The 20,288-nt window shown below is 59.2% G+C and carries 18 protein-coding genes and 1 tRNA gene; 7 read left to right on the top strand and 12 right to left on the bottom strand.

What is annotated here, in order from left to right; genetic code table 11:
• The first annotated feature begins 91 nt into the window (after positions 1-91).
• Entirely contained in the window at positions 92-1,024 is a 933-nt protein-coding gene (locus QP990_RS07735; protein WP_023020216.1) for a methylenetetrahydrofolate reductase, read from the top strand.
• On the top strand, positions 1,011-3,281 hold the full coding sequence (gene metE, locus QP990_RS07730; protein WP_023020217.1) for a 5-methyltetrahydropteroyltriglutamate--homocysteine S-methyltransferase: 2,271 nt from the start codon (positions 1,011-1,013) through the stop codon (positions 3,279-3,281). The genes QP990_RS07735 and metE overlap by 14 nt, the downstream gene beginning before the upstream one ends.
• A 48-nt stretch (positions 3,282-3,329) precedes the next feature.
• Here metE and QP990_RS07725 read toward each other — a convergent pair whose 3' ends face one another.
• Positions 3,330-3,968, bottom strand: coding sequence for a DedA family protein (locus QP990_RS07725; protein ID WP_023020218.1), 639 nt, complete (start codon positions 3,966-3,968; stop codon positions 3,330-3,332).
• A 142-nt stretch (positions 3,969-4,110) separates the two neighbouring features.
• On the opposite strand from QP990_RS07725, the gene QP990_RS07720 reads away from it, so the two are divergent.
• Positions 4,111-5,748, top strand: coding sequence for a dihydroxyacetone kinase family protein (locus QP990_RS07720; RefSeq protein WP_023020219.1), 1,638 nt, complete (start codon positions 4,111-4,113; stop codon positions 5,746-5,748).
• Here the strand turns inward: QP990_RS07720 and QP990_RS07715 are convergent.
• Entirely contained in the window at positions 5,708-6,367 is a 660-nt protein-coding gene (locus tag QP990_RS07715; protein ID WP_034659790.1) for an HAD family hydrolase, read from the bottom strand. The genes QP990_RS07720 and QP990_RS07715 overlap by 41 nt on opposite strands.
• A gap of 69 nt (positions 6,368-6,436) precedes the next feature.
• On the opposite strand from QP990_RS07715, the gene QP990_RS07710 reads away from it, so the two are divergent.
• The 3 genes from QP990_RS07710 to QP990_RS07700 all read left to right on the top strand — a co-directional run bounded on the left by QP990_RS07710 (position 6,437) and on the right by QP990_RS07700 (position 9,490).
• Positions 6,437-6,967, top strand: coding sequence for a peptidylprolyl isomerase (locus tag QP990_RS07710; protein ID WP_034656094.1), 531 nt, complete (start codon positions 6,437-6,439; stop codon positions 6,965-6,967).
• A 108-nt stretch (positions 6,968-7,075) separates the two neighbouring features.
• Entirely contained in the window at positions 7,076-7,729 is a 654-nt protein-coding gene (locus QP990_RS07705; RefSeq protein ID WP_023020221.1) for a rhomboid family intramembrane serine protease, read from the top strand.
• A 306-nt stretch (positions 7,730-8,035) separates the two neighbouring features.
• Positions 8,036-9,490, top strand: a complete 1,455-nt coding sequence (locus QP990_RS07700; protein ID WP_284798873.1) for an NAD(P)/FAD-dependent oxidoreductase — start codon at positions 8,036-8,038, stop codon at positions 9,488-9,490.
• Here QP990_RS07700 and QP990_RS07695 read toward each other — a convergent pair.
• The 9 genes from QP990_RS07695 to QP990_RS07655 all read right to left on the bottom strand — a co-directional run bounded on the left by QP990_RS07695 (position 9,441) and on the right by QP990_RS07655 (position 19,278).
• A complete protein-coding gene (locus tag QP990_RS07695; RefSeq protein WP_284798870.1) occupies positions 9,441-10,007 on the bottom strand; it encodes a hypothetical protein in 567 nt (188 codons plus the stop codon). The two genes, QP990_RS07700 and QP990_RS07695, sit on opposite strands and share 50 nt — an antisense overlap.
• A 74-nt stretch (positions 10,008-10,081) precedes the next feature.
• Positions 10,082-10,351: a cell division protein CrgA gene (gene crgA, locus QP990_RS07690; protein WP_005326260.1), complete on the bottom strand. Its 270-nt coding sequence runs from the start codon at positions 10,349-10,351 to the stop codon at positions 10,082-10,084.
• Positions 10,352-10,415: 64 nt separating this feature from the next.
• Positions 10,416-12,374 (bottom strand): Stk1 family PASTA domain-containing Ser/Thr kinase, encoded by a 1,959-nt coding sequence (gene pknB, locus QP990_RS07685; RefSeq protein WP_284798868.1) that lies wholly within the window; start codon positions 12,372-12,374, stop codon positions 10,416-10,418.
• A 3-nt stretch (positions 12,375-12,377) separates the two neighbouring features.
• Complete coding sequence (locus QP990_RS07680; RefSeq protein ID WP_259825502.1) at positions 12,378-13,823, bottom strand: serine/threonine-protein kinase; 1,446 nt, start codon at positions 13,821-13,823, stop codon at positions 12,378-12,380.
• Positions 13,823-15,253: a penicillin-binding transpeptidase domain-containing protein gene (locus QP990_RS07675; RefSeq protein WP_049361022.1), complete on the bottom strand. Its 1,431-nt coding sequence runs from the start codon at positions 15,251-15,253 to the stop codon at positions 13,823-13,825. Before QP990_RS07675 ends, QP990_RS07680 begins: the two co-directional genes overlap by 1 nt.
• Entirely contained in the window at positions 15,250-16,602 is a 1,353-nt protein-coding gene (locus QP990_RS07670; protein WP_284798861.1) for an FtsW/RodA/SpoVE family cell cycle protein, read from the bottom strand. Before QP990_RS07670 ends, QP990_RS07675 begins: the two co-directional genes overlap by 4 nt.
• 3 nt (positions 16,603-16,605) lie before the next feature.
• The gene (locus tag QP990_RS07665; protein ID WP_284798859.1) at positions 16,606-17,970 is read right to left on the bottom strand and encodes a PP2C family serine/threonine-protein phosphatase; all 1,365 of its coding nucleotides are present in this window, start codon (positions 17,968-17,970) and stop codon (positions 16,606-16,608) included.
• Positions 17,967-18,419 (bottom strand): FHA domain-containing protein, encoded by a 453-nt coding sequence (locus tag QP990_RS07660; protein ID WP_005329668.1) that lies wholly within the window; start codon positions 18,417-18,419, stop codon positions 17,967-17,969. Before QP990_RS07660 ends, QP990_RS07665 begins: the two co-directional genes overlap by 4 nt.
• Before the next feature lie 25 nt (positions 18,420-18,444).
• The gene (locus QP990_RS07655) at positions 18,445-19,278 is read right to left on the bottom strand and encodes a DUF3662 and FHA domain-containing protein (protein ID WP_239207738.1); all 834 of its coding nucleotides are present in this window, start codon (positions 19,276-19,278) and stop codon (positions 18,445-18,447) included.
• A 199-nt stretch (positions 19,279-19,477) separates the two neighbouring features.
• On the opposite strand from QP990_RS07655, the gene QP990_RS07650 reads away from it, so the two are divergent.
• Positions 19,478-19,565: transfer RNA gene (locus QP990_RS07650), tRNA-Leu, on the top strand.
• Between the two features lie 301 nt (positions 19,566-19,866).
• Here QP990_RS07650 and QP990_RS07645 read toward each other — a convergent pair.
• Positions 19,867-20,238, bottom strand: coding sequence for a VOC family protein (locus tag QP990_RS07645; RefSeq protein ID WP_275434228.1), 372 nt, complete (start codon positions 20,236-20,238; stop codon positions 19,867-19,869).
• Positions 20,239-20,288 lie beyond the last annotated feature (50 nt).

Below are 20,288 nucleotides of genomic sequence, written 5' to 3'. Positions count from 1 at the left end.
GGTAATACCATTGCAAAATCGCTACCGCGCAAACTGAACAGCTTGGTACGTTTTCTCAACATACCGACGACGACCAGCAAAGGAGGTGACCATGAGCCCGCGACTTTCGGCTTCCGCGCCCTTGGATTATGAAAGCGAAGAGGAGTCCCATGTGCCTGAGCGCCTCGCCCTTTCTTTCGAGGTAATCCCACCGCGCCACGATGCCGATGCCGCCAAAATCGACCGCTTATTAGAGGTGCTGGAAAGCTATCACCCCGATTACATCGCTGTGACCAGCTCTCAGCGCTCCGGGTGGTTGGAAGGAACTGCGGCCTTCATCGAGAAGATCTCGCAGAACACTTCCATGCGTCCGCTGGCGCACCTGGCGTGCACGGCCGGCTCGCGCGATGAGCTCATCGGGTGGATTAATCGCTTGGTAGATGCTGGCGTGCGCGGTCTGCTGGCCCTGCGCGGCGACCTCCCCGAAGGGGGCATGCCAGAGCACTACCTCCAGCATGCCGATGAACTGGTTCGCCTCATCCGTGAGTTGGAAAGTCACCAGGCGGCCCGCTTTGCCGCCGGCCGCCTCGCGGTAAGCGTGGCGTGCTACCCCAGCGGCCATGCCGAATCCAAGAACGAGGACGAGGACTTCGACGTCCTGCTTAATAAGCAGCGCCTCGGCGCGGACTTTGCCATCACCCAGCTTTTCTTTGACGCCGAGGATTTCCTCCGCTTCGCCCAACGGGCGGAGTTGGCCGGGGTGAAAATCCCCCTCATTCCGGGGATTATGCCCATGACCAGCCTGCGCCGGTTGGAGCGAATGGGCCAGCTGTCCGGGCTGACTGTACCCGAGAGGGTGCGCACTCAGCTCGCGGCAGCGACAACCCCAGAAGAGGAATACGAAATCGGCATGGAGCTTACCGCCCAATTGGCCCGCACCATCGTGGCCGGCGGCGCGGACGGCCTCCATATCTATACCCACAACAATCCCGACATTACCCAAGACCTGTTATCTCGAATCGGAGTAAGCAATGACGAACACTAACTTCCCCAAGGCGACAATTGAGGGCTACCCTCGCGTCGGCGCTAACCGCGAACTCAAGCGCGCGCTGGAATCCTACTGGGCCGGCCGCATCGATGCGGAAACCTTCGAGTCCGCCGCACATTCCCTGCGCTTGGACACCTATAACCGCTTGCGCGACCTCGGTCTTACTGAGGACTATGCCATTCCTGCCGACGTCGCTTACTACGACCAGGTGCTCGAGACCGCACTGACCGTAGGCGCCGTAGCCGGCGAAACCTTGGATGATGAGTTCACCTTGGCCCGCGGCAATAAGGACACCGCGCCGCTAGAGATGACTAAGTGGTTCGATACCAACTACCACTACATCGTCCCGGAAATTGCTGATGGCCAGGACTTCAAAGCGCACCCACAGCGCGTTATCAAGCTGGTGGAAGAAGCCCGCGCAGCAGGCCACACCGTGCGCCCATACCTCGTCGGCCCGGTTACCCTGCTGGCCCTGTCCAAGCAGGCCGAGGGCGCTACCAAGTCCCCGCTCGACCGCCTGGATGATGCCGTCAAGGCATATCAGGAGGTACTGGCCGAGCTGGATAAGTCCGGCGTGAATTGGGTACAGCTGGCTGAGCCTGCCCTGGTAGCGGACCTGACCATTGCCAACGATGAGGAACTGGCCGCCCACACCAAGCGCGCCTACGAGGCCATTTTGGGCGCGGACAACCGCCCGCAGGTCTACCTCACCACCCCGTATGGCTCCGCGCGCAAGGGCCTTGACGTTCTGGCGGAACTTAAGCCAGAGGCCGTCCAGGTGGATCTTTCCGTGGGCACCCTGGCACTCGATGAGGGCTACCTTGAGCGCGTGAAGAAGCTGAACTCTCACGTGGTTGCTGGGCTTATCGACGGCCGCAATGTCTGGGCCGCCAACCTACGTGACCTGCGCTCCAAGTACGAGGACCTAGAGGGAAGCCTTGACTCCCTCTCCGTGTCTACCTCCGTATCCCTGCAGCATGTGCCGCACACCGTGGAGGCAGAAACCAAGCTGCCTGCCGACGTCGCTACGTGGTTCTCCTTTGCTAACGAGAAGGTCAAGGAAGTCGTAGCCCTCTCCCAGGGTCCGCTGGAGGCACCGGAGGCGTACAACATCAGCGACCGCGCAGTGCGCACCCGTGCTGACTCTGAGCGTATCCACAATGCGGCGGTGAAGGCGCGCATCGAGAAGCTGCCGGCCGGCGAGGTCAAGCGCGAGCCTGCCTTTGCCGAGCGCAACGAGGCGCAAAAGGAACTCGGCCTGCCGCAGCTGCCGACTACCACCATTGGTTCATTCCCACAGACCAAGGAAATCCGCCAAGCGCGTGCGGCGCACCGCAAGGGCGAGCTTTCCGACGCCGACTACAACTCCGCCCTCAAGGATGAGGTCAAGTCCGTCATTGAGCTGCAAGAGCGCCTCGGCCTCGATGTACTCGTGCACGGCGAGCCGGAGCGCAATGACATGGTCCAGTACTTTGCTGAGCTGCTCGATGGCTTCGTAACCACCGAAAACGGCTGGGTCCAGTCTTATGGCTCCCGCTGCACCCGCCCGCCAATAGTCGTAGGTGACATCTCCCGCCCGGCTGCGATGACCACCGAGTGGTCCAAGTACGCACAGTCGCTCTCGGAGCACCACGTCAAGGGTATGCTCACCGGCCCGGTGACGATCCTGGCTTGGTCCTTCGTTCGCGATGACGTGCACCAGTCCGTCTCCGCGGACCAGCTCGGCGTCGCGTTGGCGGATGAGGTCCGTGACTTGGAAGAGGCCGGCATCGACATCATTCAGATCGATGAGCCCGCCCTGCGCGAGCTGTTGCCTTTGCGTGAGGAAGACCGCAAGGCCTACCTGGATTGGGCCGTGCGCTCCTTCCGCCTCGTTGCACTCGAGGCCAAGCCGACCACCCAGATCCACACGCACCTGTGTTACTCCGAGTTCGGCCAAATCATCGATGCCGTTGCCGGCCTCGATGCCGATGTCACCTCCATCGAGGCGGCCCGCTCCCGCATGGAGCTGCTGGAGGATATTGACGAGACCTTCCACTCCGAGATCGGCCCGGGCATCTACGATATCCACTCCCCACGCGTGCCCTCCGTGGCGGAGATGGCCGAGCTCATCCGCGCCGCGCTCAAGCACGTACCGGTCGAGCGCCTGTGGGTTAACCCGGACTGCGGCCTTAAGACTCGCGGCTACGAAGAGACCGAGGCCTCCCTACGCAATATGGTTCTGGCCCGCGATGAGGTACGTGATTCCCTCTAAGTCCTCTTAGCCTCATAGAATCCCGGCTGGGAAATGGGCAACTTGCCCTTAACTGGCCGGGATTTCGCGCTTTGCTTTGCGGCGCTTGTTGATCCACCCGATGATCATTGGCAGCACAGAAATTGCCACGACGATGAGCATAATGATGTCGATGGAGTGGGCGATGCCGGGGATACCGCCCAGAAGTACGCCGACGAGCAGCATGGAGCCTACCCAGCCGATGCCGCCGAGGATATTCCAGCGCAAGAAGGAGGAGTAGCCCATTTCCGCGGTGCCGGCGGCGAAGGGGACGAAAGTGCGCACGATTGGTACGAAGCGGCCCAATACGAGGGCCACCGGGCCGTGACGCTGGAAGAAGTCTTCTGCGCTATCGAGGTGCTCAGTGCGCAGGACGCGGGCATCGTCCTTGAAGAGTTTGCGCCCGAAGCGGCGACCCAAATAGAAGCCCACTTGGTCGCCTGCGAAGGCAGCCACTGCTGCTACGACAAAGAGCAGCCAGGCATTGATGTCTAGCTCGTGGCGCAGGATTGCGGCGGTAACGAGCAGCGAATCGCCCGGCAGGAAGGGGAAAAGCACGCCGGATTCGATGAAGATGACCACGGCTACGCCGAGCAGAATATAGGGTCCAAAACTGTGGAGCAGGGAGCCTGCATCCATAAGGTTGTGGAGGGAGGACAAGAAATCCATGTGTGGATCCTTTCGTAGTGCTTTCTTTAGTATCCTCTGCACATTGCGAAAATGCTGCGAATCAGCTGGGTGTCCGAATGGAACCGGTATGTTTCTTTTCTCGTCTTGGCTTTCGGGTAAGAAACATCACTAGCGTGGGAGTATGAATCACTCCGCATTCCGCAATAGCCAAGACACCTTCCTTTCTGATGCCCTTGCCGGGCTCATCGCCAACCACCCCGATGCCTGCTGGCACGACGTCGGATTCATCGGCCGCACCACATCGCTGCGCACCGAAGACGGTGATCCAGCAGTGGCGGTGATTTCCGGTGGCGGTTCCGGTCATGAACCGATGCACGCCGGCTTCATAGGCCAAGGCATGCTCGCTGCGGCCTGTCCGGGACTGCTGTTTACCTCCCCCAACGCGGTGCAAGTCAGCGAGGCCACCCAGTGGGCTGACCAAGGCAGGGGAGTAGTCCACGTGGTGAAAAACTACACCGGAGACGTCATGAATTTCACCGTCGCTCGCAATGCTGCCGAGGCGGTAACCACGCGCACGGTGTTGGTAGCCGATGATCTTGCCACTGATGGCCACGAGGATGGCCCCGGCCGTCGCGGCACGGGGGCAACCATCCTGGTGGAAAAGGTCGCAGGCGCTGCTGCCTACCGCGGCGACGACGTGGATAAGGTTGCTGAATTAGGGCAGCGCACTGCGGATAATTCTCGCAGCATGTCCGTGGCGTTGGGTGCCGGTTTTATGCCGACTACCGGCCGTGAGACCTTTGATCTTGCAACCGGTCAGATGGAGGTGGGAGTGGGCATTCACGGTGAGCCGGGCACGCATACCGAGCAGGTAGATAGCGCGAGCGCCATCGTGAATCAGGTCCTGGATAAGATCGTGCCAGCCCTTGAGCTGGGTCAAGGCGATGAAGTGGTATGCCTGGTCAACGGCTTAGGCGGCACCACCCCGCTGGAGCTGAGTTTGCTCTTTGGTGAGGCCGCCGCGCAGCTGGCCCAGCGAGGCGTCACCGTAGCTCGGTCGTTGGTGGGTTCTTATGTCACCGCGGTCAATATGCACGGTGCTTCCTTTACGCTGCTTAAGGCAGATGCGGAGCTGCTCGAGCTTATCGACGCCCCCACTGCCGCCCCTGCCTGGCCCCATGCCCTGGGCCGCGCGAAGGCGGTAGAACCCGCCACCATCACCTTCCAGGATGAACTTCCTACCGAGGGCGAGGAGAACCAGTGGCTCACCGCCTTTGTGGAGCGTCTCCAAGCCTCCTTCGAGGCGCTTACTGAGCTGGACCGCAAAGCCGGCGACGGCGACTTTGGCCAGAACATGGAGGCGGCCTTCGGCGGCATTGAGCTCCCCCTGCGCGGCAGGGATACCGAGATCTTCACCGGGCTGGCCAAGCGCCTGCTCGTCCTCGCCGGTGGTACCTCCGGCGCTGTATTCGGCACGCTCTTTAATGAATTGGCTCGGGCGGAGTCGCTGGCGGACGGGCTCAATGCAGCGGCTGAATTAATCCACGAGCTCGGCGGCGCCCAGCGCGGTGATCGCACCATGCTAGATGCCCTCATTCCGGCCGCAGAAAAAGCCCGCGAGCTAGGTGCGAAGGATCCGGACGCGGAGACCTTGCAGGAGCTTTTCGACGCCGCCCATGCCGGCGCCCTCGACACCGAGGATCTCGCGGCAAAGAAAGGCCGCGCCTCCTACCTGGGAGATCGCAGCAAGGGCGTTATCGATCCGGGCGCCATCGTGGTCAGCTGGCTCTTTGGGGGAGAACCTCTCTCAGCGCACTAAGCGAGCTGAGATCTCCCTTACCGGTACGATCGAGGTGGAGCGCATGCAGACCCGCTGTGCGAGCTCCCTGTACGTCGTTGGCCAGGGAATCGCCCACCATGAGCGTGTCTGCGGGGGCCACTTCGAGCTGGCGGCAAGCAGCGAGGTAGGCCTCCCGCTGTGGTTTGGGGCAGCCGAGGTCGACGGTGGGGATGAGGAGGACGTCGGCAAGCGCAAGGCCCGTAGCCTCCAGCTTCGCCTGCTGCATTTCGCGCTCGCCGTTGGTGAGTATGCCGACCTGAAAACCGGATTCGAGGGCCCAGGTGAGGGTGGGCAGGGCGTCGGCAAAGGCGCGCCATTGCTCCCGGTAGGCGGAAAGATAGCCGTCATAGGCGGCCAGCGCCTCGGCATCGCTCATGTTCCGGCCGAGGAATTCGCGGCAGCGCTCCGCGCGCTGGCCGTGGTGGGAGACCTCGCCGCGCTCATAGGCTTGAAACCACTTTCGTTCGATGGCCGCGAACCGCGCATGCTGGCCCTCGGGCAGGCCGAGCTTGCGGCACCACTGATCCACCGCGTCTCGGGCCGCGCGGGTGTGATCGAGCAAGGTGTCATCCAGATCAAAAAGAAGCGCGCGAATCATGCCTTCAGGCTAGCGCGATCGCTGACAGCGTTATGTCATGCGCGGCAGGCACGCGTTAAATTCTTTACAATGGCTGGCATGACTCAGAAGACCGCAACTGCAACGATGCATACCAACTACGGTGACATTGTTATCGATCTCTTCGGTAACCATGCACCGGTAACCGTTGAAAACTTCATCGGCCTGGCCAAGGGCGAGAAGGACTACTCCTCCCAGAACGCAAAGGGCGAGCAGTCCGGCCCGTTCTATGACGGTGCAATCTTCCACCGCATCATCGATAACTTCATGATTCAGGGCGGCGACCCGACCGGCACCGGCCGCGGTGGCCCGGGATACCAGTTCCAGGATGAATTCCACCCGGAGCTGCAGTTCGATCGCCCATTCCTGCTGGCCATGGCTAATGCCGGCCCAGGCACCAACGGTTCCCAGTTCTTTATCACCGTGGCGCCGACCCCGCACCTGAACAACCACCACACCATCTTTGGCGAGGTAACTGACGCTGCTTCCCAGGAGGTTGTATCCAAGATCGCCAAGGTGGATACCGACCGCATGGACCGTCCGCACGAGGACGTTGTTATCGAGTCCATCGATATCGCGTAATCGCCTTTTTCCTCGGGCCCGTCACCGCATTATTCGTGCGGCGGCGGGCTCGTTGCAGTTTTCCCGAGCTATCCACAGCCAGACCCCGCCTAAAGGACTGACAACTTCATGACCATGGTGAGAAACTATGTCCGCGCTACCCCAGCGACCGCGCTCATTGCCGCGGTGTGCATCATCGCTTGGCTGATTACCGCGGTGCAGGCGCGCACGCTAGGAGCCACCTTCTATGATTCCCCGCTCGCAGCGGATTGGGGCCTGTGGGGACCGGATTATCCCTTCCGCCCTCAGACTGCGCTGTCTTCGGAGTTCATGCACCTAGACGCGGGTCACTTGGCGGTGAATATGATCATGCTCTTGCTCATAGGCAGGGAAGTGGAGCGGACGCTTGGCACTGGGTTGTATCTTGCCGCTTATTTCACCTCTTGCCTAGGTGCGTCTGCCATGATCTTGAAATTCGACTTCAATACCCCCACCGTCGGCGCCTCCGGCGCGCTATTCGCGCTCATGGTCATGCTGGTAGGTGCTTATCGCCAGCGCGGACTCGATCTCCGCGCGCCCATCGCCTTGGTTGTGGCGAACGTGGCCTATACCTTCCTGGCCAATGGCGTATCCCTGTGGGGACACTTGGGTGGGTTGTGCACAGGCCTCGTGTTGAGCCTTTTTCTCTATCGAAAAAGCCCTGTCCTTCGTTGGGGCGGTGTTGTTGTGGTGGCCGCGGTAATCCTCGCGCTCTTAGCCCAACAAGCTGGGTTTTGGGGATAACTGTGAATTTTGATCACCGGAAAGCATGTGCGAAAGAATTCCACAATGTTTATCCACAATGTGGATAACTACATTTTTGTAATTTACCGAACGCTTTTCCGGAGTTTTCCCTGATCACGCTGGTCTAGACTGTGCGAAAGTAAGAAAATCCGCCTGTGGAAGTCCGTGAAAACAGTTATCCACAGGGTGTTAATAATTGTGTGAATTTCACATTTCACAGGCTTTCTCCACAGCCTGTGGATAACTTTCTTCCCACTGTGTGAGCAAGACTGATAAATTTGGGTACTGACCTGCATAAGGAGCATTGTGGATTATCAACCTCGCGCTGCGATCGTCGGCGCAGGACCTAATGGACTCACGGCCGCGGCGCGTTTGGCGATGGCTGGCTGGAGCGTGGATATCTACGAACGGGCCGGCTGGGCTGGTGGCGCGGCAGCCTCCTCGACGGAGATTTTTCCGGGGACGATTGTGGATCTCGGAGCGGCCGGGCACCCTTTTGGCGTGGCGAGTCCGGCGTTCCACGCCCTTGATCTGGAATCCCATGGTTTGCGGTGGCTTAACGCCTCCTATCCCATGGCCCATCCGTTAGAGGGAGCCCCGGCCGGAATCCTGCAGAGTTCTTTGGCGGATACGGCCGCGGAGTTGGGAGTCGATGCTCACGCATGGACGCGGTTGCACGGACACATTGTCCGGCATATTGATGAGCATGTGGCGAATGCACTAACGCCACTGGTGCGCTGGCCCGATCGCCCCATGCGCTTGGCGCAATTCGGTGCGGCCGGAACGTTGCCCGCCAGTCAGCTCGGCCGAGCGGTCTTGGCTACGCCACAGGCCCGCGCCCTCTTCGCGGGCAGCGCGGTCCACGCGATTACCTCGCCTACGAGGCCATTTACCTCCGCATTCGGCTTGCTCTTTGGCGGGTTGGGCATGACCCGCGGCTGGCCCGTGGTGGAGGGCGGCACCGGCGCTCTTATCGACGCCCTCTTAAACCTCCTCCGTTCCCATCATGCGCGCCTCCACACCGGATGCGAGGTTCGCGACCTGCGGGAATTGCCCGCAGCCGAGGCGATTATTCTGAACCTGACCCCGCAGCAGATCCTGGGGCTGCGTGGGCTAGAGCTTCCCAGCCGTGTTCGCCGGAGCCTGGCGCGCTGGCGATATGGCAGCGCCGTCTTTAAAGTGGATTTCCACCTCAGCGAGCCCGTGCCGTGGACCGACCCGCGCGTGGGCCAGGCCGGCACCGTGCACGTGGGAGGCACGGTAGAGGAGATCTGTAGGGCAGAGGGGGACGTCGGCAAGCGGCGCATGCCCGAGCGACCCCTAGTATTGGCCTGCCAACAATACGTGGCCGACCCTTCCCGTGGGCTTACGCTGTGGACTTATGCGCACGTCCCGCGCGGCTATGCGGAGCGCTATCCGGGTGAGGTAACCGAGCTGATTACTGCGCAGATCGAACGCTTTGCCCCCGGTTTTCGGGATACCATCCTGGCTACCCACGCCACTAGCCCAGCCGAGCTGGAGCGGTGGAATCCCAACCTGGTGGGCGGCGATATTGCCGGCGGATCCATGACTGGGCTGCAAACTCTCCTGCGGCCACGCCTTTCGCCCCATCCGCATCGCCTCGCTCCGGGAGTATATATGGCCTCCAGCTCCGCCGCTCCCGGTGCTGGTGTGCACGGTATGCCGGGATGGTGGGCCGCCGAGGAAGCGCTCAGCGGGTGGAAAGGCGGCGCTGCCAGAAAAAGAGGCCCGCACCGATGAGCCAGAGAGTCGCAGCGGCGAAGTACTCAGTGATGGTCGTGGTGCGGGGCAAGTAGGAACTGCCTGGGACGAGCCCTGCTATGACAGGCTCGAGGAGGAAGCCCAGGACGGCGAGATAGTCGAACCACCGGAACTGGGCCGAGGCCGCGCCGGCCAGCCCCAATACCGGTCCAGAGATGAGCGCCAGGATAAACCACTGGGCGTTGTACTCAAATGCCTCCCGCCAGTTGTACACACCGAAGACCACGAGCAAGGCGTAGTGCACGGCCAGCATCAAAACGATAATTCCCGTACCGGCCAGGAGTGCCTTGAGCCACCGGCCCGAATAATTCTTGCCTATGAGGTAGCTAAAGATTCCCCACACCATGCCCGAGCCCAGGACATTGCCTAGGTAGTTGCGCACGGAAAGGCGGAGGGGAGCGGCGCCGGTGAGTAGGGTGGGGTCGGCAAACGCGATGTGCACGGCCGCGTAGGCCACAGAAATGATGAGGCCAGCAGCAAAAATGTGGCGAGACATGTGGCTCCTAGATATGAAAAACCCTCGCCACCTACAGGAAGCAGGGAGCGAGGGAACAGGCTGGGAGGTCTAGCTTAGCGCCACCCCATGGTCATCAGCAGGCCGATGATGGCCAAGCCAAAACCGATGCCATAATTCCAAGCGCCGAGGTCCGCCATGAATGGGATGTCCTGGCCAGCGAGGTAATTGACCACGAGCCACAGCAAGCCGATGACCATCAGGCCCAGCATGATGGCTACGTACCACTTCGGGGTGCCCTCCGAATTGATCTTGACGGGGGTGCGGTTGGTAGCAGAGCTCGAGGTAGGGACGGAGGAGCTCTGAGAAATCTTTGACTTCGGCATAAGATACCTTTTCTAGATTTAAGTTCTTATCTAAGTTCGTACTGAGACCTTAGGATACCAGCAGCTATGGCTGCGGCAGAAGTGCAGCGGGGTCGAAATTCCACAGGCGAACCTCAATGTTTTGATCCTTACGCATGGTATCGCCTGGATTCACAGAGGCCCAGCCAATCTTATTGTTATCCACCAGCGCGCCGGTAGGCACGGGCTCCCCCGGCACCAGCTGGCCAGTCCAGCCAGCCGCGCGGAGTTCATCTTCGGCCTGCTTCTGACTCTGTCTTACCAGGTCAGGAGCCTTAAAGAGCATGCCATTGGAGACCTCAACGGTGACCGGCTTGCCCTTTTCCAGCTCCGCGCCTTCATTGGATACGCTCAGCACCGTGCCCTTCGGCTCCAAAGAATCGACTTCGCGCACGTCTACATCAAAGTCATTGGACTCGAGACGGCTCTGGGCATCTTCTACATTCATTCCGGAAACATTGGGTACGCGCTTCTTTTCGACGCCCTTAGATACCGTCACCCGTACCTTCGATCCCTTAGACAGCTGCGTGCCGCCGGCCGGATCCTGCTTGATGATTTGGCCGGCTGGTGCTTCATCGTTTTCCTCCGAAACGTCGGAGTTGAGTGCCAAGCCCGCCTCTTCGAGGGCTTGGGAGGCTTCATCCAAGGTCATGCCGGTAATGTCCGGGACATCTGTAATTTCCTTACCGGAGGACACAGTCAACGTTACTGAGGCATTCTTTTGCAGCTCGGAACCCGGGGCGGGATTGATGCGAATGGCATTATTGCGAGGGATATCCGGGTTAGCTTCCTCATTGACGGTAACCTGCAGGCCCATGTCTTCGAGTTCCTTAACCACCTCATTGCGCGGGCGGTTTTCCACCTCTGGCACGATGATCTTGTCGTGCGGGGCAGATTGGGTCTGGCGTGGCTTTTCGGGATCCTCCTTGTCATTGGAGAAGAAGTCCCATGCGAAGTAGCCCACGATAGCTACCAAGAGGGCGGCCAAGAAGGCAGCCAACCACTTCATCCAGCCGCCGCCCTGCTTGTCATCCTCTTCGGAGGGGCGGGTGGATTGAATCGGTGCGCGGTGCGCTGCCGCAGGGGCCGCGGCGGCTCCCACCATCTCGGTAGGCTGCTCGACCTCGTCCTCATTAACATGCATGCGCGCTGCCGCGGTGACCTGTCCATTGCGCAGGCGTTCCAAATCGCCGGCCATCTCCCAGGCGGATTGATAACGATCCGCAGGGTGCTTCGCCATTGCGGTAAGCACCACCGCATCAATGTTGACGCGCTGGGTGGGGGTTAGTGAAGGATCCGCGATGAGCTCCGACGGTGGTGTCGGCTCTTCCTGTACGTGCTGATAAGCAACCGCAAACGGGGTTTCGCCCTCAAATGGGGTCTGACCGGTAAGGGCCTCGTAGAGCACGCAGCCCAGTGCATAGACATCCGAACGGGCATCCGCATTCTTACCGCGGGCTTGCTCGGGAGAAAGATATTGGGCGGTGCCGATAACGGCGGAGGTTTGCGTCATCGCCGAGGTGGAATCATCCAAGGCGCGAGCGATGCCGAAGTCCATCACCTTCACCTGGCCGGTGTTGGTGAGCATAATATTCGCCGGCTTGATATCACGGTGGATAATGCCGGCTTCGTGCGAGGCTTGCAGTGCATCCGCTACCGGTTTGAGGATATCGGCCGCTTCCTGGGCGGATAGTGCTCCATCCTCGCGAATAATATCGCGCAAAGTGCGGCCATTGACCCGCTCCATGACGATATACGGGATGGTCATGCCATCCAGCTCGGTTTCCCCGGTGTCATAAACCGCCACGATATTGGGATGATTCAACTTGCCCGAGTTCTGGGCCTCGCGGTAAAAACGCTCCCGGAAGTTGACGTCGCGCGCCATTTCCGGGCGGAGCATCTTTACCGCAACCTGGCGGCCTAGGACGGTGTCTTCGGCAGCATAGACCCCAGACATGCCGCCGGCGCCGATGATCTCGCCTCTCCGATAGCGGTCATTGACCATCGCTTAGTCACCCTCCTGTGTCAGTAAATCAGCCAAGTCTCCGGGGAGCTCATTAGCCTGCGAGTTTACTGGAGTATCCAGCTCAGGTGTGTTTTCAACGTGCGTATCCTGCGGATTCTGTTGCGTCGGTAGGGCCGGGGGCTGCTGTTGGTGGGTGGGCGAGTGGCGCGTGGGTGTCTCACGGTGAGTAGTACGCGGAGTCTCTTCTTGCTCCGTCTCCTGCGGCTCGGTCTCTGTCACCGTCACCGGTGCTGGGGCCTCTTCCGTATCTTCGTCCGGGGTGTCTTGGTGGGTGGTGGTGGGATCGCGGTACTCCGTAACCACCGAGGTTTCCGGCGTGCTGGAGGGTGCGCTCGTTCCCTCGCTATCGCTTAGCTGCTGGTAGGCGAGGTAACCACCGCCGGCCAAGGCCGCGAGGAGCAAGGTGATGCCCAGGCCCTTCAGAAAGGAGGAGCCACCCTTCGATTCCTTAACTGGAGCGGTTCCCGCTGCCGGATGGATCGTGGTGGGTTGGGCAACGTTGCCCAACATCTCCGTCGAGGCGGACGGCGATGGTTCTGGTGCGCGCTGCGCTAGCGGTGCGGACTTGGGCTGTGGCGGGCGCTTGCCCAAGCGGACTGCGGAGATGGCTAGAGTGAACTCGTTGCCATCGGCGTAGCGGGTGGCCGGATCCTTGCGCAACGCAATGCGAATGAGCTCGCGCGCCGGGGCGCTGATATTTGTCGATAGCGGATCCGGCTCCTGATTGATATGCGCCAGGGCGATGGACACGGAGGAATCTCCGGTAAAGGGACGCTTGCCGGCGAGCATTTCATAGCCAACGACGCCGAGTGAATAGACGTCGGAAGCCGGCGTCACATCCTTTCCCTGTGCTTGCTCGGGAGACACATACTGTGCGGTGCCTACCACCATGCCGGTGCGAGTCAGCGGCACGGCTGCGGCTGCCTTGGCAATGCCAAAGTCCGTGATCTTGACCTGGCCATTTTGCGTAATGAGCAAGTTGCCGGGCTTAATATCGCGGTGCACGAGCTCCATGCGGTGGATGATGGACAGGCCATGCGCAGCCTGCTCGAGGACGTCGAGAGCCAGCTCCTCCTGCAGCGTATTTTCGCGCGCCAGCAGGTCTGCAAGGGATTCGCCACGGACGTATTCCAAGGCCATGAAACAGAATTTGCGGCCGTTGTCTTCCAACTCGCGGTAATCATAGGTGGCTACCACGTTCTCGGACTGAATAGATTCGGCCGATTTTGCTTCGTTGCGGAAACGCGAGAGGAACTCTTGGTTATCGGAAAACTCCGGGCGTAGAACCTTGAGCGCGACCTCCCGATCATTGCGGGTGTCATCGGCCAACCACACGGTGGACATTCCGCCGTGGCCGATTACCCACTGCAGCTCGTAGTCGCTGCCAATCAGTGCCTGGAGATGTTCCTTATTCTCGGCGCTATTCATTACTGCTCCCCCTGGTATGCGCGCAGGATAGCGCGGCCAATTGGGCCGGAAACCTTGCCGCCTGTCGCGGACTCACCTAAGTTACCACCATTTTTTACCACGACGCCCACTGCGATATCCCGCTCCGGATCGAAGGCGACGTACCACACGTGCGGGGCTAGGCCCTCGCCATGCTCAGCGGTACCGGTCTTGGAAGCAAAGCCATTGCCATCATATCCAGCGGAGGAACGCTCCGAGGCATACATCAAATCAGTAAGCGTAGCCGCAGTTTCCTCGTTAACCGCCTGGTCCGCCTTCTTTGGTTTGGTGGTGCGGATGTCCTTCATCTGGGCGTCGGTAATGCGATTGACCAGGTAGGGCTGCATGCGGGTGCCCTTATTGGCCACGGTGCCCGCCATAACAGCTGCTTGCAGCGCGGTCATGGTGACATCGCGCTGACCAATGGCGGACTGCGCCGTGGCCGCCCCATCCGGCAAATCGCCCAAGGTACCGGCGGAGGTGGAGACGCCCAGGTCATAGTTTTCTCCCACGCCAAAGGCCTTGGCATATTTGCGCAACTCATCTGCGCCGAGCTGCTCCGACATCTCCACAAAAGCGGTATTGCACGACAGCGCAAAGGCGGTCTGCAGGGTTACCGCATCCTGGCCGTTGCACTTTTGGTTGGCATAGTTAGTCAGCTCCGTCACCGTGTCTGGCAAGGTAATGACATTGGAACCGGTCAAGGTGGATGAAGGATTAAAACCGTTGTTCAGACCGGCCGCGGTGGTAATGATCTTGAAAATGGAACCGGGAGGCAGCGTTTCTGCACCGGCGTGGTTGACCAGCGGCTGCCCCTCCTGCTCTTGCAGGTTGGCCCAAACATCTTCAGCGGAATCGCCCATCAGATCATTCGGGTTATAGCCAGGGTTGGAGGCCATAGCCAGAATCTTGCCGGTGGAAGGCTGAATGGCAACCGCAGACCCCTCGTAACCCGGGCCCACAAGCTGATCATAGGCAGCCTGCTGGAGTGCAGGATCAATGGTGACCTCTACATTTGCGCCCTGCTTCGGCTTATCGGCCAGAGCATCGAGCCAGTTTTGCTTCATCAATGAATCATCGGTGCCATTGAGGATGTCATTTTGGGAGGACTCTAGTTCCGAGGCACCAAATTGGCTCGACAAGTAGCCGGTCAAGTTGCCAAAGGCCGGTGAATCAATGGGGTAGGAGCGCGAGTAGGTCTCGTCTGGATTCTGCGTCGACTGTGCCAATACGGTATTGCCCGCGAAGATCTGTCCGCGCGGGGTGGTCTGCATTTCCATGAAGCCGCGCATATTCCGCGGATTATGGGCGTATTTATCTTCAGAAAAAGCCTGAATCACCGTCAAGTTGACCAGCAAGATGGCCGTCAAAATGATGGCGAATAAGGACACTAGACGGATGGATCTATTCATCGGTGAGCCTCCTGGACCGACGGGAACATGGAGGTATCGCTCGGCGCATTGCTCGAGGTCTCCTGCATGGGGCGACGAGCCGCGTTAGAGATCCGCAGCAAGATCGCCAATAACACATAGTTAGCCATGAGAGAGGAACCACCGGCAGACATGAACGGCGTGGTCAAACCGGTCATCGGCAGCAGGGCGGAAATGCCGCCGGTGACCACAAAGACCTGGACTGCCAAGGTAAGAGAAAGACCGGAAGCCACCAGCTTGCCATAGGTATCGCGGGTGCGCAGCGCAGTGCCAAAGCCGCGGATGGCCAGCATACCGAAAAGCACCAGTACGCCGGCAAGGCCAATGAGGCCGAACTCCTCACCTATTGCGGCAAGGATGTAATCCGAGTGGGCCACCGGAACGAGTTCTGGATGCCCCTCGCCCAAGCCGCTGCCAGAGATGCCGCCGGAAGACAAGCCGAATAGCGACTGGGAGAGCTGGAAACCCGTGACGTCATAATTGCCCAGCGGGTCTAAGAAGTTAGAAAAGCGTTGCTGGATTTTCGCGGAGATCTGATAAATACCGAAACCACCTACACCGACGAGGACAACGCCGATAAGCAGCCAGCTCACCCGGCCCGTGGCCATAAACAGCATGCCAAGGACGGTGCTAAACAGCAGCAGCGCTGGGCCGAAGTCATTGGAGATACCCATGATGACGATCGCGATGGCCCAAATGATCAGGATGGGTGCGAGGTCGCGCAAGCGCGGCAGGGAGATACCCAGTACTCGGTATCCCGCCACGGTAAATAGGGAGCGCTTCTGCGTCAGCAGCATGGCAAAGAACAAGATCAGCAAGATCTTGGAGAACTCGCCGGGCTGGATTGAAAAGGGACCCAAGTTTATCCAGATGCGTGCCTCCACGTCCGCAGGCTGCGGCCATACCAGCGGCAGGGCCAGCAGGACAAGGCCTGCGGCACCCAAGATATAGGAGTAGCGCGTCAGCGAGCGGTGATCCTTCAAAATGGCCAAGACCAGCACGAAGAGCACGAGTCCGACGATGGTCCACATGACCTGACGCACCGCGAGCCCGCTTTCATTGACCAGATCTAGGCGGGCCAACATGATGAGCCCGATGCCATTAAGGATCGCCACGATGGGCAGCATGATCTGATCGGCATAAGGTGCTAAGAAGCACATCACCAGATGGGCGACGGTAAAGACGCCAATGAAACCGCCAATGAGATAAACCAGGTCCATGGTCAGAGCGTTGTCTTGGGAAAGCTCCAGGCTGACCAGGGTAATAGCGAAGACAATGGCGGCTAGGATGAGCAGGCCGAGTTCGGTCCCTCGGCTAAAAAACTTTTTCACAACCTACACCTCCCGGCAGGTGACGCCAGGCTTGTTTTTCTTGGCATCCTTCTTATCTTTTTGGCTCGGCGCAGTAATACATGGCTTGAGCGCCTTATCGCCCAAATCATTGACTTGCTGCTGCACCTCACCCAGATCACCAGTGGAGAGATGGTCGACGGCGCTGCGTTCAGATTCCGGTAGGTCCGTAACCTTTAGCGGTGCAAAGTCGCCCTTGCACGGCTCGCCGGAAAAGAGGAGCGAATTGCTGTCATTGATGCACACGTATTGGTTCGTGGAGTGTAGTTCCTTGCCAAAGACGGAGTAATCAGCACCCTGTTGGATGGTGATTTCCTGTGCCTCGTTGGTAGCTACGTAATAATTATTGGACAAGAAGTTCTTTGCCCACAGTCCGGCACCGATGACCAGTGCGAGGACGATGAGCAGGGCAAGAAGGACCTTCCAGCCGGTCTTTCGGCCGGAAGTTTCCTCCTCCGCTTCTTCATCAGCTGGCTCGGGGCGCTCCTCCTCACCATCGGACATGACGGCCGGTGGAATTACTTGAGGCTTGCGGGAGAGCTGTGCCGCCCGCGAGGCGGAAGAATCCGGATGGGTTGGGTCTTCCGTAGGGCCCGCGAGGGCGCCGACGCGGAATGGTTCGTGCTCCTGGGGGCTTTCCTCGGTTACTTCACCGATAACCACGGTGACATTATCCGGGCCTCCGGAACGGATGGCTAGGTCCACTAGGGTGGAGCCGGCCTGCTCAATGCTGCCTTGCCCCAGTGCGGTCTCAATAGTGGAGGCGGTTACCGGATCCGAAAGCCCATCGGAGCACAACAGGATACGGTCGCCGGGCTTGGCGCCGAGAGTAAATAGCGTTGCTTCGACCGGGCGGCCCGTATAGGCCTTTAGAATGAGGGACTTCTGCGGGTGCGACGAGACATCGCCTGGGTCCAGTTCGCCCTTATCCACTAGGGATTGCACGTAGGTATCATCCTTGGTGATCTGCTCGAGTTTGCCGTCGCGCAGCAGGTATCCGCGGGAATCACCCACATGGCAGACGCCGAAATCCGTGCCGTTGAAGAGCATGGTGGTCAGCGTGGTACCCATGCCTTCGGTTTCTGGGTGGGCCTTGACATGGTCACTGATGGCCTCATTGGCCTGGTCAGCGGCCGCTTCTAGTAGCGCCGTGGTGTCTTGCTGGCCCGGGTTTTGGTCCAAGATTTCTAGGTGGTTGACCATCAGCTCGGAGGCAACCTCGCCTGCTGCGTGGCCACCCATGCCATCCGCCAAGATCAAAAGGTGAGGACCGGCGTAGCCTGAGTCCTCGTTATTATCGCGAATGAGGCCGCGATCGGACTTAGCAAAGAAGTTCAGCTTCAGTGTCATGCGTTCAACCTCACGGTAGTGCGGCCCAGCTTAATTTCGGAGTCCGCGCCGACTACCTCGGGTTGGTCGATGCGCACGCCATTGACAAAAGTGCCATTGCGAGATTCCAAATCTTCTACTACCCATTCGCTACCGCGGCGGAATAGCCGGGCATGGTGGCCGGAAGAATAATCATCGCCCGTGACAAAATCGCAATCAGAAGCTCGGCCCAGCGTGCAATCCTCCAGTGTGCCCAATTCCATATGGGATCCCTGCAAGGGGCCCTCAACGATGGACAGCTGTTTAATCGCTTCCCGACGCCGCGGTGCCCCCACCTTCTTTGACTGTTGGCGGATAGCGCCGGCGGACTTATTGGTATCGCGACGCATGGCGTTTAAGGCCACCAGGATAAAAATCCAGAGCAGAGCCAACAAGCCGATGCGAAGCGCCAGCATGATGACTGCATCCATGGCGACCTCCCTTCCTTAACTGAACTTAGTAGCTGTGCGAATCAAGGCCCGTGATGCGGACCTCGATGTGGGAATGGCCCATGGTGATCACGTCGCCATCGGCAAGCAGCCAATTATCAATCGGCGTTTCATTCACGGTGGTGCCGTTGGTGGACTGCAAATCCACCAGAACCGCATCCTGGCCGTTCCAGGTGATTTCCGCGTGCTGACGGGATACGCCCGTATCCGGAAGCCGCAGGTCGGCGTCGTTGCTGCGGCCGATAATATTGGAGCCTTCTTGCACGTGATAGACGCGCGAGGAGCCATCCTGCAGCATCAGGTTGACTGCGGGGCCCTGTGGCTGCGGAGCGGGTTGACTATCTGGAGCAATGAAAGCGGTAGTTACCGCGTCATCAGCCGTATTCTCGTGCTGCTCGGTCATCTGGTCCTCCTGACCATCAAAGTCGTGGAAAATAGCCTCAAATCCGGTCTCTTCCGTGGGCTCGTGATCAATAAACGAGGACACGCGAAGCTGACCCGTGCGCAAACCAGATTCTTCGGCCACTCGCACAATCACGGGGCCCGCGAGGGACCATCCGCTATTGCGAATAAAGCGCGTCAACTGGTCTGCACAATCGGCCGGCACATTGCGATCCTGCGACAAGTTCTCCAAATCCTTGGAGGAGACACCCACAGTCATTACGTTCGGACTATAAAGATTGTCATCGTCGCCGCGCGCGAGATTGTCCTGAGCCTCTTGCTTCAAAAGCTCATCAATTTCCGCGGGAACGACCTTGCCGCCGAAGACAAGGGCCATGCCGTTATCAAGGCCGCGTTGCATGGCGGAGTCCAGCTTCGCCAGCTTTTCTAAAAACGCCACGAGCTATTCTCCTTTCCACCATGCAGCGATCAGTAGCGATCAGTATAGTTTGTTCACCCCCTCGAAACGTAGATGGCGACGCGAAAGTTCCCAGAAATTTCGCTGCTCCTTCCCCGAAATAGTTTATTTTTCCTGCCGATTTGTAGTTCTGAGCAGCATTCGTGGTATCTTTATCAAGTCGCTAAGACATCCACACCCTGCCCGGGTGGCGGAATTGGCAGACGCGCTGGCTTCAGGTGCCAGTGTTCGATAAGGACGTGCGGGTTCAAGTCCCGCCCCGGGCACCATGAGCAGTTGTACAAACTGCGACACCGGAGGTAACAAACTCGAAAGGGTTCGTGACCTCCGGTTTCTTTGTTTTTCTCAACTTTGGCGGTCGAGGATTGTAAGTGTGGGGATTTACATCCGAACTCCCGCTCTCGGCTTTCGTACTTTTGTTTTCGAACGTATCAACAAGGCATTTTGCTTGTTATTTTGATCTGACGCCCTGGCTTTAGATCCTGATTCGGGGCAATTGGAATCCTCCAACTGAGATGTTTTCCTTGGGGTGTTGGAGGATTTCCTAGCTGTTGAATCCCGATTTAAGAATTAATCGACTGGGCTGACGCGGATAAGGTTTCCATCAGGGTCAGCAACTACGAAGGTGCGGCCGAAGACGTCATCGTAGGGTGGCTGCACAATTTGGACTCCTTTTGATTTCCATAGACGGTATGTCTCATCAATGCGGATTGCCGGTCCATCCAACATCAAACCTATTTCGCTCGTTCGCGGTGCTTGTTTCTCCATGTGGGTGTTATGGCCGGTCCATACAGCAAACAGGACATCCTGTGAAATTTCGAATGCTACATATCGAGGACTGATGAACGATGGCTGCATGTCGAATAAATCGCTGTAGAAGGCAGTCGAGGTCTCGACATCAGAGACATAAGTCAGAAAAAGATTGGGGGCTGGCACTGCCATTCTCCTCTCGGTGAGTGGTGTTGTTTACGTGGCCAAAGAGCATTGGACCA

The organism is Corynebacterium sp. MSK071 (assembly GCF_030232125.1).
Taxonomy (GTDB): domain Bacteria; phylum Actinomycetota; class Actinomycetes; order Mycobacteriales; family Mycobacteriaceae; genus Corynebacterium; species Corynebacterium kefirresidentii.
Note: the sequence above shows the minus strand (reverse complement) of the source record. Positions and strands in the feature narration are given on the sequence as shown.

What these genes read in the sequence shown, in the direction of transcription:
- QP990_RS07735 (WP_023020216.1), top strand. Translation starts at nt 92, where the DNA reads ATGAGCCCGCGACTTTCGGCTTCCGCGCCCTTGGATTATGAAAGCGAA.
- metE (WP_023020217.1), top strand. Translation starts at nt 1,011, where the DNA reads ATGACGAACACTAACTTCCCCAAGGCGACAATTGAGGGCTACCCTCGC.
- QP990_RS07725 (WP_023020218.1), bottom strand. Translation starts at nt 3,968, where the DNA reads ATGGATTTCTTGTCCTCCCTCCACAACCTTATGGATGCAGGCTCCCTG.
- QP990_RS07720 (WP_023020219.1), top strand. Translation starts at nt 4,111, where the DNA reads ATGAATCACTCCGCATTCCGCAATAGCCAAGACACCTTCCTTTCTGAT.
- QP990_RS07715 (WP_034659790.1), bottom strand. Translation starts at nt 6,367, where the DNA reads ATGATTCGCGCGCTTCTTTTTGATCTGGATGACACCTTGCTCGATCAC.
- QP990_RS07710 (WP_034656094.1), top strand. Translation starts at nt 6,437, where the DNA reads ATGGCTGGCATGACTCAGAAGACCGCAACTGCAACGATGCATACCAAC.
- QP990_RS07705 (WP_023020221.1), top strand. Translation starts at nt 7,076, where the DNA reads ATGACCATGGTGAGAAACTATGTCCGCGCTACCCCAGCGACCGCGCTC.
- QP990_RS07695 (WP_284798870.1), bottom strand. Translation starts at nt 10,007, where the DNA reads ATGTCTCGCCACATTTTTGCTGCTGGCCTCATCATTTCTGTGGCCTAC.
- crgA (WP_005326260.1), bottom strand. Translation starts at nt 10,351, where the DNA reads ATGCCGAAGTCAAAGATTTCTCAGAGCTCCTCCGTCCCTACCTCGAGC.
- pknB (WP_284798868.1), bottom strand. Translation starts at nt 12,374, where the DNA reads ATGGTCAATGACCGCTATCGGAGAGGCGAGATCATCGGCGCCGGCGGC.
- QP990_RS07680 (WP_259825502.1), bottom strand. Translation starts at nt 13,823, where the DNA reads ATGAATAGCGCCGAGAATAAGGAACATCTCCAGGCACTGATTGGCAGC.
- QP990_RS07675 (WP_049361022.1), bottom strand. Translation starts at nt 15,253, where the DNA reads ATGAATAGATCCATCCGTCTAGTGTCCTTATTCGCCATCATTTTGACG.
- QP990_RS07665 (WP_284798859.1), bottom strand. Translation starts at nt 17,970, where the DNA reads ATGACACTGAAGCTGAACTTCTTTGCTAAGTCCGATCGCGGCCTCATT.
- QP990_RS07660 (WP_005329668.1), bottom strand. Translation starts at nt 18,419, where the DNA reads ATGGATGCAGTCATCATGCTGGCGCTTCGCATCGGCTTGTTGGCTCTG.
- QP990_RS07645 (WP_275434228.1), bottom strand. Translation starts at nt 20,238, where the DNA reads ATGGCAGTGCCAGCCCCCAATCTTTTTCTGACTTATGTCTCTGATGTC.